Source organism: Bradyrhizobium sp. LA6.8, from assembly GCF_040547935.1.
Classification (GTDB): Bacteria; Pseudomonadota; Alphaproteobacteria; order Rhizobiales; family Xanthobacteraceae; genus Bradyrhizobium; species Bradyrhizobium barranii.
In genome coordinates this window covers 645,539-661,195 of record NZ_JBEPQQ010000003.1, presented here as the reverse complement: position 1 = coordinate 661,195, position 15,657 = coordinate 645,539, and the positions used below count along the sequence as shown (strand labels likewise).

At 63.7% G+C, this 15,657-nt stretch carries 17 protein-coding genes; 11 read left to right on the top strand and 6 right to left on the bottom strand.

Annotated features, from left to right (window positions below; genetic code table 11):
• The first annotated feature begins 7 nt into the window (after nt 1-7).
• From ABIA90_RS16755 to ABIA90_RS16735, 5 genes are all read left to right on the top strand, one after another.
• Nucleotides 8-931 (top strand): ABC transporter permease, encoded by a 924-nt coding sequence (locus ABIA90_RS16755; RefSeq protein ID WP_354118031.1) that lies wholly within the window; start codon nt 8-10, stop codon nt 929-931.
• Nucleotides 928-1,749, top strand: a complete 822-nt coding sequence (locus tag ABIA90_RS16750) for an ABC transporter permease (RefSeq protein WP_038936568.1) — start codon at nt 928-930, stop codon at nt 1,747-1,749. Before ABIA90_RS16755 ends, ABIA90_RS16750 begins: the two co-directional genes overlap by 4 nt.
• Nucleotides 1,746-2,726: an ABC transporter ATP-binding protein gene (locus ABIA90_RS16745; RefSeq protein ID WP_166342005.1), complete on the top strand. Its 981-nt coding sequence runs from the start codon at nt 1,746-1,748 to the stop codon at nt 2,724-2,726. Before ABIA90_RS16750 ends, ABIA90_RS16745 begins: the two co-directional genes overlap by 4 nt.
• Entirely contained in the window at nt 2,719-3,771 is a 1,053-nt protein-coding gene (locus tag ABIA90_RS16740) for an ABC transporter ATP-binding protein (protein ID WP_354118032.1), read from the top strand. Before ABIA90_RS16745 ends, ABIA90_RS16740 begins: the two co-directional genes overlap by 8 nt.
• Before the next feature lie 206 nt (nt 3,772-3,977).
• On the top strand, nt 3,978-4,196 hold the full coding sequence (locus ABIA90_RS16735) for a hypothetical protein (protein ID WP_028149073.1): 219 nt from the start codon (nt 3,978-3,980) through the stop codon (nt 4,194-4,196).
• 1,059 nt (nt 4,197-5,255) lie between these two features.
• Here ABIA90_RS16735 and ABIA90_RS16730 read toward each other — a convergent pair.
• The gene (locus ABIA90_RS16730; RefSeq protein ID WP_354118033.1) at nt 5,256-5,762 is read right to left on the bottom strand and encodes a methyltransferase family protein; all 507 of its coding nucleotides are present in this window, start codon (nt 5,760-5,762) and stop codon (nt 5,256-5,258) included.
• A gap of 258 nt (nt 5,763-6,020) precedes the next feature.
• Here ABIA90_RS16730 and ABIA90_RS16725 point away from each other — a divergent pair, with 258 nt between their 5' ends.
• Nucleotides 6,021-6,296 carry a hypothetical protein gene (locus tag ABIA90_RS16725; RefSeq protein WP_354118034.1) on the top strand — a complete coding sequence of 92 codons (276 nt, stop codon included), beginning with the start codon at nt 6,021-6,023 and terminating at the stop codon, nt 6,294-6,296.
• 108 nt (nt 6,297-6,404) lie between these two features.
• On the opposite strand, the gene ABIA90_RS16720 is transcribed toward ABIA90_RS16725, so the two are convergent.
• The gene (locus tag ABIA90_RS16720; protein WP_354118035.1) at nt 6,405-7,031 is read right to left on the bottom strand and encodes a LysR family transcriptional regulator; all 627 of its coding nucleotides are present in this window, start codon (nt 7,029-7,031) and stop codon (nt 6,405-6,407) included.
• Between the two features lie 22 nt (nt 7,032-7,053).
• On the opposite strand from ABIA90_RS16720, the gene ABIA90_RS16715 reads away from it, so the two are divergent.
• The 4 genes from ABIA90_RS16715 (at nt 7,054) to ABIA90_RS16700 (ending at nt 10,405) form a co-directional block, all read left to right on the top strand.
• Complete coding sequence (locus ABIA90_RS16715) at nt 7,054-8,031, top strand: VOC family protein (RefSeq protein WP_354118036.1); 978 nt, start codon at nt 7,054-7,056, stop codon at nt 8,029-8,031.
• Between the two features lies 1 nt (nt 8,032).
• Nucleotides 8,033-8,419, top strand: coding sequence for a RidA family protein (locus ABIA90_RS16710; protein WP_063982996.1), 387 nt, complete (start codon nt 8,033-8,035; stop codon nt 8,417-8,419).
• A gap of 41 nt (nt 8,420-8,460) precedes the next feature.
• Complete coding sequence (locus tag ABIA90_RS16705) at nt 8,461-9,165, top strand: L-2-amino-thiazoline-4-carboxylic acid hydrolase (RefSeq protein ID WP_354118037.1); 705 nt, start codon at nt 8,461-8,463, stop codon at nt 9,163-9,165.
• Between the two features lie 196 nt (nt 9,166-9,361).
• The gene (locus tag ABIA90_RS16700; protein ID WP_354118038.1) at nt 9,362-10,405 is read left to right on the top strand and encodes a medium chain dehydrogenase/reductase family protein; all 1,044 of its coding nucleotides are present in this window, start codon (nt 9,362-9,364) and stop codon (nt 10,403-10,405) included.
• A 249-nt stretch (nt 10,406-10,654) separates the two neighbouring features.
• Here ABIA90_RS16700 and ABIA90_RS16695 read toward each other — a convergent pair whose 3' ends face one another.
• The 4 genes from ABIA90_RS16695 to ABIA90_RS16680 form a co-directional block, all read right to left on the bottom strand.
• The gene (locus tag ABIA90_RS16695; RefSeq protein ID WP_135213843.1) at nt 10,655-11,683 is read right to left on the bottom strand and encodes an ABC transporter permease; all 1,029 of its coding nucleotides are present in this window, start codon (nt 11,681-11,683) and stop codon (nt 10,655-10,657) included.
• 12 nt (nt 11,684-11,695) lie between these two features.
• Nucleotides 11,696-13,198 (bottom strand): sugar ABC transporter ATP-binding protein, encoded by a 1,503-nt coding sequence (locus ABIA90_RS16690; RefSeq protein ID WP_354118039.1) that lies wholly within the window; start codon nt 13,196-13,198, stop codon nt 11,696-11,698.
• A 6-nt stretch (nt 13,199-13,204) separates the two neighbouring features.
• Nucleotides 13,205-14,227: a sugar ABC transporter substrate-binding protein gene (locus ABIA90_RS16685; RefSeq protein ID WP_063983001.1), complete on the bottom strand. Its 1,023-nt coding sequence runs from the start codon at nt 14,225-14,227 to the stop codon at nt 13,205-13,207.
• 139 nt (nt 14,228-14,366) lie between these two features.
• Nucleotides 14,367-14,771: a globin gene (locus ABIA90_RS16680; protein WP_354118040.1), complete on the bottom strand. Its 405-nt coding sequence runs from the start codon at nt 14,769-14,771 to the stop codon at nt 14,367-14,369.
• 482 nt (nt 14,772-15,253) lie between these two features.
• Between ABIA90_RS16680 and ABIA90_RS16675 the strand changes: the two genes are divergently transcribed.
• Nucleotides 15,254-15,628 (top strand): DUF2946 domain-containing protein, encoded by a 375-nt coding sequence (locus ABIA90_RS16675; RefSeq protein ID WP_175618088.1) that lies wholly within the window; start codon nt 15,254-15,256, stop codon nt 15,626-15,628.
• Nucleotides 15,629-15,657 lie beyond the last annotated feature (29 nt).

Here is a 15,657-nt window from a genome sequence, read left to right as displayed (position 1 = left end):
AGCCTGGATGCTCTCGTTCCTGCTCCGCCGTCTGCTGCAAACCATTCCGACCGTGCTCGCCGTCGTGCTGCTGGTGTTCGTGCTGTTCAGCGTCGTTCCCGGCAGCATCGTCTCGTCCATGAGCGACGACAGCGATCCCCAGGTCGAGCTGCGCATGAAGAAGCAGCTCGGCCTCGACGATCCCCTCTATTGGCGTTTCGGCGCCTACATCGCCAAGCTCGCGACCGGTGACTTCGGCACCTCGTTCCGGACCCGCGAGCCTGTCACGACCATGATCGGCAAACGGGCCTGGCCGACGCTGCAGCTCATCTTCACGGCCATGACGTTTGCGATTTTGATCGGTGTTCCCCTTGGTTTCATCGCAGCGCTGAAACCCGGGGGCATCGTCGATACGCTCGCCATGGTGCTGGCGGTGTCGGGCCTTTCCATTGCCAAATTCTGGCTCGGATTGGTGCTGATGTATCTGTTTGCGTTGAAGCTCGGCTGGCTGCCGAGCTTCGGCTATGGCGATGGAGGGCTGAAATATCTGCTGCTGCCGGCCGTGACGCTCGGCGTCTCGCCGATGGCGCTGTTTGCCCGCACGACGCGCGCCGCGGTCCTCGAGATCATGACCGCTGATTTCGTCCGCACTGCGCGCTCGAAGGGCATGAGCGAGACGCGTGTCGTGAAGTGGCATGTGATGCGCAATGCGCTCGTCATCATTCTCACCACCGTCGGCCTTCAGTTCGGCGGATTGATGGGGCAGGCGGTCGTGGTCGAGAAACTGTTCTCCTGGCCGGGCATCGGTTCGCTGCTCGTCGACAGCGTGCTCCAGCGTGACATTCCCGCCGTCCAGGGCTCCATTCTCGTGGTGGTGCTGGCCTTTCTCGCGATCAATCTGCTGATCGACGTGCTCTACGGCGTGATCGATCCCAGGATCAGATACGCATGAAGCTCCGCGCCAATCTCATCATCGGTGGCGCGCTGTTCGCGCTCGCGATCCTGGTCGGCCTGCTCGCGCCCTGGCTGGCGCACACCGATCCCGTCCTGGACGCCAACCTCATGAACGCGGAGGAGCCTCCGAGCTGGACCTGGTGGTTCGGCACCGACGACCAGGGCCGCGACATCTATTCCCGCGTCGTCTACGGCGCCCGCGTCTCGCTGACTGTGGGCATCGTCTCGCAGCTCATCAACAGCGTCATCGGCGTCGCGCTGGGCTTGAGCGCGGGCTATTGGGGCGGCTGGTGGGACGATTTCGTCAACGGCCTGACCAATCTGATGCTCGCGATCCCCTCGCTGATCTTCGCGCTCGCCATCATGGCGGTGCTTGGCCCCGGCCTCACGAGCCTGCTGATCGCGCTCGGCCTGACCAACTGGTCCTTTACCTGCCGGATCGCACGGGCCTCGGCGCTGTCGCTGAGGAGCCAGGGCTATGTGCAGGCGGCGACCGTGCTCGGCTACGGCGATCTGCGGATCATGGTCACGCAGCTGTTGCCGAACATGCTAGGGCCGATCGTCGTCATCGGCACGCTCGGCATGGGTAGCGCGGTCCTGTCCGAAGCTGCCTTGTCGTTCCTCGGCCTCGGCGTCCGCCCGCCCTTTCCGAGCTGGGGCAGCATGTTGTCGGATGCGCGCGAGCAGATCACGACGGCGCCGTGGCTCTCGGTGTTTCCGGGCCTTGCCATCTTCCTGACGGTGCTCGGCCTGAACCTGCTCGGCGACGGCCTGCGCGACATTCTCGATCCCCAGTCGCGGAGCCGGCGGACATGACGGGCGCGCCGCTGATCGAAGTCGAGGATTTGCGCATCGATCTCGACGACGGAGCAACGCGCGTCGCGGCAGCCGAGGGCATTTCATTCCGCATCGATCGAGGCGAGACATTCGGCCTGGTCGGCGAATCCGGCTGCGGCAAGAGCATCACGGCGCTCGCCTTGATCGGCCTGTTGCGGCAACCATTGTCGATCGGCGGCGGCGTCATCCGCTTTGAGGGGCGGGAGATCCAGCACCTTTCCGCGGCCAGGCAGCGGGAGCTGCGCGGCAATCGCATCGCCATGATCTTCCAGGAGCCGATGACGGCGCTGAACCCGGTCTCGCCGGTGGGCCGGCAGATCGCCGAGATGTTCGTGCTGCACAAGGGCAAGAGCTGGCGGGAAGCCAACCAGCTCGCGGTCGAGGCGCTGGCGAGCGTCCGCGTCCCCGCACCGGAGCGGCGCGTCAACGACTACCCGCACCAGCTGTCCGGCGGAATGCGCCAGCGCGTCATGATCGCCATTGCGCTCGCATGCGGTCCGGATCTCCTGATCGCGGACGAACCGACCACCGCGCTCGACGTGACGGTGCAGGCGGAAATCATCGAGCTGATGCGCAATCTGTGCGCCGAGAGGGGGACGGCGATCCTGATGATCAGCCACGATCTCGGCCTCGTCGCCAATGTCTGCCGCCGTGTCGCCGTCATGTATGCCGGCCGCATCGTCGAGGAGCGCGGCTCTGCCGATATTTTCCGGGCGCCTTCGCATCCCTATACGCAGGGCCTGGTCGCCTCGCTGCCGCGGCTGGGCAGTCGGGCCGCGCTTGGCCGCACCAGGCTCAAGGAGATCGCGGGCGTGGTTCCAGCCATCACGAATTTCCCGGATGGCTGCCGGTTCAATCCGCGCTGTACGCAGGCCACCGAGATCTGCCGCACGGTTGCGCCGCAGACGGATTTGCTAGAGGCCGGCGGTTTCGTCCGGTGTTACCACCATGCATGAGCCGCAAGCCATGCAGGGGGAGGCGAGGCCGGACGACGACCTCATTCTCAGCGTCGAGGATCTCGCGGTTCATTTTCCGATGGGGGGCGGCTGGCTCGGCCGCGGCCGGCGGGTGCTCCGTGCGGTCGACGGCGTTGATCTCAGGCTGAGACGAGGCGAATGCCTCGGCCTTGTCGGCGAGTCCGGCTCGGGCAAGTCGACGGTCGCATTGTCGATCCTGGGTCTGTTGACGCCGACGCGCGGCCGCATCGTGCTGGACGGGCAGGTGGTGACGAACAGGCAAGCCGGCGACCGAAAGTCGCTGGCCCGCACCGTGCAGATCGTCTTTCAGGATCCCTACGCCTCGCTCAATCCGCGCCAGACCGTCCGCCGCACGCTGGAAGATCCCCTGCGTGTGCATGGCGTGACCGCAAAAAGCGAGATCGAGGACCGTGTTGCGGCGATGCTGCGGCACGTCGGCCTGCGGCCGGAACAGGCCGACCGCTATCCGCATGAATTCTCCGGCGGCCAGCGCCAGCGCATCGGGATTGCGCGCGCCCTGATCCTCAATCCCCGGATCGTCATCTGCGACGAGCCCGTGTCGGCGCTCGACGTCTCGATCCGCGCCCAGATCATCAACCTGCTGCTGGAATTGAAGGACACGCTCGGTCTTTCCTACATCATGATCAGCCACGACCTCGGCGTCGTCGAGCACATGAGCGACCGCGTCGCCGTCATGTATCTCGGCCGCATCGTCGAGAACGGCCACTGGCGCGAAATCTTCGAGCGGCCGGCGCACCCCTATACGCAAGCCCTGATCGCGGCCATCCCCGATCCGCTGCGTCATGCGCCGTTAGCGACGACAGGGGGCGACCTTCCGAATCCGCTCAATCCGCCGAACGGATGCGCCTTCAGCCCGCGTTGCCGGTACGCGGAGGCCGTGTGTCGCCACGAGCCCGGTCCGGTGCTGGAAACGCGCGCCGATGGACATGAGGTGAGGTGCTGGCGGGCTGACGAGATTGCTGGGCAGACGCAATTGGCTTCGACCGAGGGCGGGCATCCCTAAGGATGGAAGGCGCGTCCGTCGCGGTCAAAAGCGTCGCTCCAGCGGCCCGCTAGTCACGTCCGGTCTGCCCTGACAGGCGGACGATTTTGGGGCCGGCCCATGAGCCATCGCGTGGGGTTGATCCTTGGTGCGGTTCAATCGCGTACCGCCCCATTTTCATGTGTGCTACATGGTTCGGTAGCAAAATGTAGCAGGAAAGGCAGATCATGACTGACGATCAGGTCAATCTCGTCGTTCGGCACCTTTGCGAGCAATTGCACTTGGCGCTCCGGTTGAAGGGCAGCGAAGCACATCCACCAAACGCCAAGGATATTGGATTCGATCCGGCCTCTGTGAGAACCGTATTGCTGACCGGCTTGCGTTCGGCGGGTGTCACGACCCACCACGAGGCGGTCGGGAAGAGCGAAGAGCCGCCATGGTCCTAAACACAAAACGCGGGACAGAAGCCCCGCGCCGATGTCTCAGCTGGGTCAGCAGCAGACAAATCCACGACAGCGTCCATAGGTCCGTTAAGGGCCAACAACCGACGTTCGATATATCGTCCGTTCGCATCTCGGAACCGCGTCGCGGACGCCGTAGTTAACTGCTCGATTGTATTCGCTTGACAAACGGCGGTCTCCACTGATCATCGAGGATGTTGCTCCCGCCCAGCAGACGCGGATGTAGAGCGAGAACTGGCCACTCGCAGGCAGCCAGTTGCTCTCTTTGTCTACTTGTCTACGCTCCGTGATTTTGGCACCAGCGCGCAGCGTCAACGAACCGTCCCGACATTGAACGTTCGCTTCGCAGGGAACGTTGGCGGCATCTTGCCGCTCGCCTCAGCGCCAGGTTGCCGGTTCGCAGGGAGGCCTATTGAACGGACCTCCGGCATAACTGCCAACGTCTGGAGCCCGGACACAGTGAACGACGTTAGAGGTGGGGACGACTGCACCGCTTTTGTCGCGCCACGCCGACCTACGCCAGCTTGCCGGTTCGCAGGGAGGCTTATTGAACGGCCCTCCGGCAAAACTGCCGACGTCTGGCGCCCGGATGCAGTGAACAACGCGGGACGGATGGACGGCTGCGCCGTTTTGGTCGTACCACGCGGCCATGGCCGGACTAGCGAACATGGCCGCGGCGATCAGTCCTACCGAAGCAAGCTTCCTCATTTGCGCGTCTCCTTATGTGTCAATGATTGAACGACTGACTATCCTTTGCGGCTCATTCCTACCGAAGAGACTGCAAGCAACATTTTGCGGTATCGACTATGCACATCATCAAGGTTGATCTATATCAACTTCGCCCGAATACGGCGGCTGATGACCGCTCTGGGTCAAACTACGAAAAACTCAACCTGAGCAAATTCAGTCCGCTGTGCCCTATTGATCGGACCTCAATGGGGCGTGCCGCCACTTCGCTGATGGGCCCAATTGCAGATAAGCTTTGTTGAGGAGCCTTCGGGAAGCTCATCAAAAAATCAGCGCCGAGGTCGTGCGCTACAGCAGCTACCGACCGCCTCGCCACGCAGTTAGGCGCGAGATCCAACGCGGCACATTGATGCAGAACGCTTCGTATTCCGCGCCGAATGACCTTTTTAGCGTCGGCTCTTCGTAGCCCACGACAAAAAGGTGGAAGGCGAGCCAGACGACTGCGCCGTAGGCGAACAGCCCCCAATCGCCGAACAGGAGCGCCTGGCCGAAAATGACGGCGGCGACCGCCACATAGATTGGATTGCGCACATAGCGATAGAGGCCGGTAACGACGAGATGTTGGGTCGGGGCGATCGGCGCCGGCGTGCCGAGCCCCTGCAGTGCGAAACGCGCGAATGAATCCACGAGCCCGGCTAAGCCGGCAAGAATTAGCGCGGCGCCGACGAAGCGCGTGAGCTCGACGCCGAGAAACGGCAACCTGAACTCCCAGCGTGAAATCCACCACGGGACCACCCCAGCCACCACGCAGGGCGCGAACACGAAGAAGATGGCGGTGCCGATGACAGCAGCAGTTCTTGGCATAGACACGATCCGTTCCCTGCTATTTTAACACACCGCACCGGGAGCGCGTCAGGTCCGCCTTGGGTCATGAACGACAAAGCTTGAACTGAGCACAATAGGTCTGCTTTCGGGCAAATTGCCACCAATCCGCGCTCGTTGTCCTGACAATGAGTGCAGCTAGCGCGCTACGGCGCGGAAGGCCCGGCGCGGACAACACCGGTGTTTCTGCTATAGTGCGATGTTCGAACTTGCGGGGCGGCTGCTTCAAGGGTTGAAATCATGCAAAGAGCATCTGGATCGTTACTACTTGCCTTCATTTTTATTCTATTTGCTCCGCAAGTGCGGGCGCAGCAGATTCCGGCCGAAACCGTTCAGGGAATGCTTGCGGCCCAGATTCGCACGCAAGGCTTCACTTGCGAAAAGCCACTCGGCGCAAAGAAGAACACGAAGGCGTCTCGACCTGATCGCGACGTTTGGGTTCTTAGATGCAGCAACGCCATGTATAAGATCACGCGGGTTCCCGATATGGCGGCGAAGGTCGAACCGCTGCCGTGAGCTTGGTGGTCTCTTCGGGACCAGCGCCATGATGGACTTGTGCCGGTGTTTTGCCCGACGTCTCAAACGTCCTAGCGGCGAGGGCTCAAGCCATGCCTCACGGTCGCCTTAGCTTCCGCTGATGCCGACCAGACGCGGGCGGCGGTTTGCGAGCGGGTTCTCGGCTGGCAGGGCGCGCAGCCAGTCGCGGAAGCTGACGATCTCGGGGCAATCCGCGGTGCCTTCAGGCGCGATCAGCCAATCACCGAGGCCTGATCCCTCATTGACCCGGTCGCAGCGATAGCCCGGCTGGCGGCCGAGACCGCGGGCGATCAGCAGGTCGACCTTGCCCTCGACCAATTCGTGCAGGCCGGCCGGCTGCAGCACCCGCAAACCGATCTCCGCATGGGCGCTGCGAAACTCCGCCAATTCGAGCCGGCGCAGGTCGAAGCTGCCATGGACCCCCAACTGCAGCAGCACCGCGCCCGCCGGCTTCAATTGCGAGGTCGCCTCCGCAATGTGACGAAAACCTTCGGAGACCCCGGGCAGATAGGCCTGACCGGCCGCGGTGAGAATGAGCTGCTTATGCAGCCGCTCGAACAGCTGCACGCCGAGGCGTGCCTCCAGCGCCTTCACCTGCTGTCCCACGGCGGCAGGTGTCACGTGCAGCTCGTGCGCGGCCAGCTTGAAGCTGAGATGCCGGGCGGCGGCCTCAAAAGCGCGGAGCGCGTTGAGCGGGGGAAGGGCGTAGGTCATCGCGGCTCGCAGTTTGACACCGATGGGCCTTGGCCTTGCAATAGATTTTCTTGCGCTGAACCGCAGCAACAATGCTTTGCGAAGCAGTGATGTCGCCGGATACGGTCGGCCCGCAATCCGGAGACCCCCAATGCCCCGTCGTTTAGATCATCTCGTCATTTGCGTCCGCGATCTGGAACAGGCTGCGCTGGATTGGCAGCGGCTTGGCTTCAACCTCACGCCGACCGGTGTGCATCCGTTCGGAACCAGCAACCGCCTGGCGCAGTTCGCCGACAATTTTCTGGAGTTGCTGGCCGTCACCGACAATGCGTTGGTGCCGCCAGCTACGCCGGGCCATTTCAGCTTCGCGGCCCACAACCGCGATTTTCTTGAGACCGCCGAGGGGATGTCGATGCTGGTCTTGCACAGCACCGACGCCCACGCCGATGCCGCGCGTTTCAGGGCCGACCGCATCGGCGATTATGCGCCGTTCGATTTCGGCCGCGACGCGGTGCTCCCGGGCGGAGGCACGGCGCGCGTCGCGTTTTCGCTGGCCTTTGCCACCGATCCCGCCATGCCCGGGATCGCGTTCTTCACCTGCCAGCAGCGTCACCCGCCGGAACTGTTCTGGAAGGCGCAGTATCAGCGTCATCCCAACGGCGCCCTCCGCGTGGTCGAGGTGGTGATGTCGGCGGCGGAGCCGGTGGCGCATCGAGATTTCCTCGAGCGCCTCACGGAAAGCGCGGCCGAGCTTGCGCCCGGGCGGCTGACGATTGGTGAGCGCGGCAATCAGATCATCTTGCTCGGCCCGTCCGAACTGGCGCGCCGGCTACCGGGCCTCGCGAACAGCGCTTCGCCGCGCTTTTGCGCGGCGCGTCTGGCGGTCGCTGATCTGGATGCGACAGGGCGAACACTGAAACACAACGGCGTCGGCTTCGCGATGACCGGTGCCGTGCTGTTGGTGCCACCCGCCACCGCGCATGGTCTGGCGCTCGAATTCGTCGAACAGGAGGCAAGCTGACATGGCTCACATCGTCAACCACAATCCCGCAACGGTCCATCCTCCCGCCGGCGGTTACAGCATGGGACTTGAATTGACGCAGCATCGCCGACTGTTGTTCGTCAGCGGCCAGGTGCCCGAGAAAACCGACGGCACCGTGCCCGAAGGTTTCGAGGCGCAATGCGAGCAGGCCTGGCGCAACGTGATCGAGGTGCTCGCCGCCGCGGGGCTTGGCGTTGAGCATCTGGTCAAGGTCACCACGTTCCTGACTGACCGGACTCAAGTCGTGACCAACCGCACCATTCGCAGCAAGGTGCTCGGCGAACATCGGCCCGCGCTGACGGTCGTGGTCGTCGAGACCGTTGACAGCAAATGGCTACTCGAGATCGAGGCGATTGCCGCGGAATGAAGCCAGCTTCGCCAACCCTGCAATGAGCCCTCAGGTGTCACATGGCTGAGAACATCCATCCCTTCTACCAGACGCATCGGAGCGCAATGGAGGTCGCCATGCGCGATCGACTCGACCTTGCCGAAGCGATGCTGCGCGAGCGCACGCATCTCACCGACATCGACGGGATCAGGCGGGAGGTGATGGAGGAATTCGAGATTGTCCTCACCCAAATGCCCTATGTCGGCGGCGCGGCAAGCCGCATGAGCGATTTCTTCATGCGCCTGATGGGGTTCATGGCCATCAGCCGGGTGCTGCGACGACACGGCGTGCCGGTGCCTGTGATTGGCGAGATCGAGCGAGACACCTACAAGGCGCAATTGCTGACCGTATCAGAAGCGGAGCGTCTCGCCTCGGGGCGACAATTCGTGTCGCCGGAGAACCAGGCCTTGCTGCGCGAGCAGGCGGCAAGGAGCGTTACAAAAGCTCATCAGGAAGAGTTTCCGGAAGACTTCGTCTACGATTTCGTCGAGCCGGGTCCGCAAGACAGCTTCGAATTCGGCATCAACTACAAGGCCTGCGGCTTCTGCAAGCTCGCAGCGCGCCACGGGGACAAGGACATCCTGCCGAATATCTGCGGCCTCGATTTCGTCGCCTACGCAGCGCGCGGCATCCGCCTGCAGCGCACACAAACATTGGCGGGCGGCGCGAGCCACTGCAATTTCCGCTTCTCGCGGCTACCGCCGGATGAGGCCGCGAACCCATAAATCGGCCGCGCTGACGGCTCGCGAAACTCCGCTATGCCCCGGTAGCGATCAAATTGCGCATCGCATACTTTGAGCCAAATCAAGGTAGAACTCCAGGCCGGCCATATCCTCAATGCTTGCCGACGTGGCGATGCAAAATAGCTGCAAAAGAGTGCCCGTCCTTGCGCTGGATCACGACATTGCAAGGAGATCGCCGATGATGGAGCCGCGCAATCGAGTTGTTCAAGTCAGCCTCTTCGGTGATCCCGAGAGGCTGGAGGTGGTCGACGCTCCCTTGCCGACCGCCAGCCGGGGCGAGCTGCGGGTCCGTGTAATTGCGTCGAGCCTCAACTACACCGAGGTGTTGATCAGGCGCCATCTATACCCGCAAACGATGGGCCTCCGGCCGCCGTTCGTAATGGGCTACGACGTGGTCGGGGCAATCGATCAGCTCGGTGAAGGCGTGCATGACTTTCAGATTGGCGACCGCGTGGCCGACATGACGGTGGTCGGGTCAAACGCCGACTATCGCACGCTTCGGGCGAACGACGTGGCCCGCGTGCCGGAGGGCGTAGACGCGGCGGAGGCGGCCACGTTGATCTTGAGCTGGACGACCGCGTACCAGCTTCTGCACCGCGCGGCCCGGGTCCAGCGAGGCCAGCGCGTGCTCGTGCACGGCGCCGCCGGCGCGGTCGGCCAGGCGCTGCTCGTGCTCGGGAGACTGGCCGGCATCGAGCTTTGGGGCACCGCGCGCGGCGAGCACATGGCGCTCGTCCGAGAGCTAGGGGCAACGCCGATCGACTACAAGCATGGGGACTTCACGCGGGTCCTGCCGGGCGGATTCGACGTCATCGTCGACGGCGTTGGCGAAGACGGCTATCGCCGCTCATACGCGGCGCTCAAGCCAGGCGGCCTGCTCTGTGCCATCGGTTTCTCGGCGAGCGTGCAAGCGCAGCGTCGCATGCTCCCTATCGTGATGGAGATCGCGCGCCTTTACCTGTGGAGATTGTTGCCCGGCGGCAAGCGGGCCCGGTTTTACTCGGTAAATGCCATGCGGGCTCGACATCCCACCTGGTTCAAGGAGGACTTGGAGCGGCTGTTCGGGCTTTTGGCAACTGGTGCCATCCGGCCGCGCATCGCCGAGCGGATCTCCTTCGACGAGGTCGCCGATGCTCACCGTCGCCTCGAGGCTGGTGGCCTCGAGGGCAAGCTCGTGCTGTGCCCGGATCTCTTGTCGCGACACAACCAGCGCGCCGCCTGAGACGACGCTCCAGACATGTATCCGCGGATAGATTCCTGGATTGCTTCGCTGCGCTCGCAATGACGGAGTTTGGGTCGCGGTCCTGAGCCCATCGGCCTTAAAGGCACGGCGCCATGATGACGTTGTGCTCCTGTTTTGCCCGACGTGTCAAACGTCGTTGCGGCGGGGGCTCAAGCCACCTCGCGCCAAATTCTTCAATGATTTGTACTGTGCATGGGGTTGTTTTCGCGTTTTTGTTTTGAGGGCTGCCTACTCCGCCGCTTTTTCCCTGAGCCGCTGCGCGTAGACGTTGATGACCAGCGCCGCGAGCAGGATCAGGCCGCGGATCAGGATCTTCAGGAAGCTGTCGATGTTGACGTGGTCGAGGCCGTTATTCAGGACGCCGAGAACGAAGAGCCCGACGATGGTGTTGCCGATGCCGCCGCGGCCGCCGAACAGGCTGGTGCCGCCGACGACGACGGCGGCGATGGAGTCGAGCAGATAGGTGTCGAACTCGTTCTGCTGCGCGCTGCCGAAATGGGCGACGCCGAGCATGCCGCCGATCCCCGAGCACACCGCGGAGATCACCATCACGGCGCCGAGGATGAGCTTGACGTTGAGGCCGGAATATTCGGCCGCCTCGCGATTGCCGCCGACCATGTAGACGTAGCGGCCGAAGCGCGTGTAGGTCAGTACCAGATGGCCGCCGAGCAGCATGATGGCCGCGACGATGACGATCCAGGGGATGCCGCCGATCGAGCCCGAGCCGAGCGTGGTGATCAGGCCGGGCACCTTGTAGGCGATCTGGCCGCGTACCAGCAGCGCCGAGACGCCGGCCGCGATCTGCATCATCGCCAGCGTCATGATGAAGGAGGGGATACCGATCACGGTCAGGCCGAGCGCATTGACGAGGCCGAGCAGCGCGCAGAGCAGGATCGACAGGATGATCGCGACCGCGCCGGGCAGGGGGATGTTGGCGATGTTGACGTAGGATTCCTGCAGCGTGAAGTAGGCGACGGCGATGCCGGTGACGTTGGCGATGCTGGCGACCGAGAGGTCGATCTCCGCGCAGAGGATCACGAAGGTGAGGCCGACCGCGATGATGCCTGTCACCGACACCTGCGTCAGGATGTTGCCGAGGTTGTCCAGCGTCGCGAAGGAGGGGCTGGCAAAGGCGAAGAAGGCGGACAGGAAGATCAGGGTGAGGAACGGCGCGATGTTGCGCATCTGCGAGCGCAGGAAGGGCGCAACGCCGCGCGGCCGCTGACCCGCCGCCAAAGCCGTCTCACTGCTCGCCATGGTGCTTCTCCGTCACGCCGCTTCCAGCAGGCGGTCCTTGCTGACCGGCTCGTTCTTGAATTCCCGCACCAATGCCCCGCGCTTGAGCACGAGGATGCGGTCGGCCAGCGACAGCACCGTTTCCGGCTCGGTCGACAGCACGATGACCGCGAGCCCCTTGGCGCGGAGATCGCGGACGATGTTGATGACGTCGTTCTTGGCGCCGACATCCATGCCCCGGGTCGGCTCGCACAGCACCAGCAGCTTCGGCGGATAGGTCAGCCATTTTGCCAGCGCGACCTTCTGCTGATTGCCGCCGGAGAGCATGCCGAGGTCGAGACCGACCACCGGCGGCCTGATCTGCAGCTGTTCGACCTGGCGCTTGGCGATGTCGCGCTCCTGCGCCGGCTTGAGCAGCAGCGACGAGATGCGGTCGAGAATGCTGATCGAGATGTTCTTGTAGACCGGTTCCTGATGAAACAGCATGGCGCGCCGGCTCTCCGGCACCAGCGCCACGCCGGCGCGCCGCGCCGCCGCCGTGCTGGCGAAGGTTTTCGGCTTGCCCTCGACGGCGAGCGTGCCGCCGTCCGGCTTCAGCTTGCCGAACAGGATGCGCGACAGCTCCTGCTGGCCGCAGCCCATGAACCCGTAGATGCCGAGCACCTCGCCGGCGCGGGCCTCGAAGGAGATGTCCTTCAGGCTGCGGGCCAGTGACAATTGGTCGACCTTCAGGACCACGGAGCTGTCGCTCGGCCGTGGCAGCATGAGGTCATCGGTGTAGCTGTGCTCGAGCGCTTCGCCGCCGCGGCCGATCATGGCCTCGATCAGCGCGCCCTTGCTGGTCGCAGCCGCCGCGGTCTCGGCGACCTTCCGCCCGTTGCGGAACACGGTCACCGTGTCGGACACAAGCAGGATGTCCTCGATGAAATGCGAGATGAAGACGATAGCGGTGCCTTCCTCGCGCAGCCGACGCAGCGTCGCGAACAGCCGCTCGACCTCGGGCGGGGAGAGGGCGGAGGTCGGCTCGTCCAGGATGACGATGCGGGCGCCGGAGAACAGCACGCGGGCGATCTCGATCAGCTGCTGCAGCCCGATCGGGAGGTCGCCGAGCCTGGACATCGGATCGACGTCGATGCCGAAGCGGGCGAGCTGCTCGCCGGCCTCGCGCGCCATGCGCCGCCATTGCACGAGGCCGAACCGGTTGGTCGGTTGGTTGCCCAGGAACACGTTCTCGGCGACGGTGAGATCGGGCGCGACGCTGAGCTCCTGATGCACCATGGCGATACCGGCCGCGTGCGCATCGCGGGCGGAGCGGAAATGCGTCTCCCTCCCGTCGATCAGGAAGCGGCCAGAGAATTCGCTGTGCACGCCGGCGATGATCTTCATCAGCGTGCTTTTGCCGGCGCCGTTCTCGCCGACGAGACCGTGGATCTCGCCGGGTGAGAGCGCGAAATCAACACCACGAAGCGCTTCGACGCCGCCGAAGCTCTTCGTGATGCCTTGCAGTTCCAGGATGGGCGAACGAACCTCAGGCATGGAGGCTCAGATCAGGAAGTGATCTTCCATCCATTGCATGCCGGCGGCGTTGGCCTTGGTCACGACCGGGCCGTCGGTGATGACGTGCTTGGGAATGCCCTGTCCGCTCTTCTCGCCGCCGACCACGGCGGAAACGCCCGCGATGATGGCGCCGCCATGGATGCGGCAGGACGGATTGCGCACGGTCGCGAACATGCGGCCCTCGCTTACCGCCTGGATCGCCGGTGGCATCGCATCGACGCCGCCGATCAGGATGTTGGTGCGATTGCGCGCCTTCATGATGTTGGCGGCGGCGAGCGCCATGTCGTCATTGTGGAAGAACGCCGCGTCGATCTGCGGATATTTGGTCAGGTAGGTTTCCCAGAGGCGCGCGGTTTTCGACACGTCCCAGTCGGCAGGCTGGGTGTCGAGCACCTCGATGTTCGGGAACTGCTTGACGACGGTGTTGAAGCCCTTCGCCCGGCCTTGCGCGCCGGTATGGCCGAGCGCGCCCTGCGTCATGATGATCTTGCCTTTGCCGCCCATGGCGTTGCACAGCGCCTGCGTCACCGAGGCGCCCATGAACTCGTTGTCGGGGGCAAGGAAAGAGTGGACGTTGATCTGGTCGAGCGGGGCAATCAACGTGTCCATGTCGATCACCGGCGTGCCGGCATCGATCATCTTCTGCACGGGCTGGGTGAGGGTGCCGATACCGAAGGCCTGGATCGCGACGAAGTCCCACTTTTGCGAGGCCATGTTGTCGATCGCCGCACGCTGCTTCACCGCATCGAGCTGGCCATCGAACCAGGTCACTTCGACATTGAACAGCTTGCCCCAGAATTCCGCCGCCTGCTTGCCCTGGGCGCACCAGGTGGCCTGGAGGCCTGCATTGGAGAAGGCCGCCTTCAGCGGCTTCTCGGATCGTCCGACCTCGGCTGCAAGGGCAGGGTTTATGCCCATGCTGCCGAGAAGGGCAGTCGCGGCGCCGGCGGTCGCCGCCGCCTGAAGAAGATCGCGCCTCGTCGTCGAGAAATCTTTCGTCCCGGACATCGCTCGCTCCCATAAAATTTTCGTCGGCGCGTCATTGATTGCGCGACCGATGTCCGAAAGTCTCTCACAAGAGTTCCTGCCACTCAATCTGCAATCGATCGCGAGATCGCCGCAGCTCGTGTTGGTGCAGCGCAAAGCGTCAGGCCGGAATAGTGGCGAAGGCGTCGATCGCGACGAGCAGCTGGTCCCAGGCCTGCGCGATTTCCGGCGACCATTCGTCGCCGAGCAGGTCGCGCAGCGCATCCCTGATGACGGCGAAGAACGCGATGAACAGCTCGCGCGGAGTGCCGTAGCCATCGTGCGAGGCGACCTCGCAGGCGATCAGCCTGAAATGGCGCCGACGCTCACCGGCGAAGTCGAGGATTGCCTCGATCGTCAGCGCAAGCATCGATCCCATCACCAGCTCGCTGCCCTGCGAGCGGAACATGGTCTGCGTTTCGGGATGCTGTTCGAATAGCCGTTGGTAGACGAGTGGCGTGAGATCCGCGCAACGCGAGGCTGCGAGGTCGAAGCTGTTTTCGATTGGATTAGAGGGAGCGCTCATCGGCATCGAAGCCATGCGGGCAAAAAAAAGAGCGGGGCCCTAGCCCCGCTCGAAAATTGTGTCGACCCTATTATCCCCGATTCTAAGATTTGCTCTTGATTGACGGGGCGACGCTGCGTTTTGCGCGCCAGGGGCTCCTCCCGAGACTTGGACCACCAGACTTCGACCTCGCGGCCAGCCTGAGCAAGAGGGATGCTAGATCAACTTTTCTCACTTGTCATCATTTTCGGCAACGATTGTTCAAAATTAGAGCAGCTGACGAAATGATCGGGCTGTTTAACCCGTAAGCATATGACAAATATAAGAAATCTGTGGACGGGGCGGGGTTACCGGACTGCCTCAAATGCCGGACGTCCTAGCCCATGGGGCGGCGGGACCACAGTTTTCGAGAAATTTGCGCTGGGCCAAGAAGCCGGCGGAACTGACCTCGACTCAGGTCTCGGCGAGGTGTTTAGTTTGTAGGCGAACGAATGGCTCGGCGGATGCGCGCACGGCTGCAAAAATTCCTACCCCTGGTCCTGCTCGCTTTGGCGATGCAGGTGCTGGCGCCGATTGCCGCCTGTCTGGCGGCCGGCCAGGCCGTGGCCGATCCGTTGTCTGCCGGCGTCATCTGCCACAGCGCCAGCGAGCAGGGCGGTCTGGACGACCAGACCGGCGCGCCGACCGCACATGGCGCCGCGTGCGCGCTGTGCTGCCTGGCGCAGGCAGGCGCATCGCTCGATTCGCCGCCGCACGTTGCGCTCGCCATTCCCTTCCGCCACGCCGCGCGCGTGGTGTGGCATGCGGCGGATGTATCGGCCGTCGCGATCCATAAGGGCACAAGCGCCCAGGCGCGCGCACCACCTCAATTTTCCTGACGACCCTCGTGATTGCCGCGGTCCGTCCG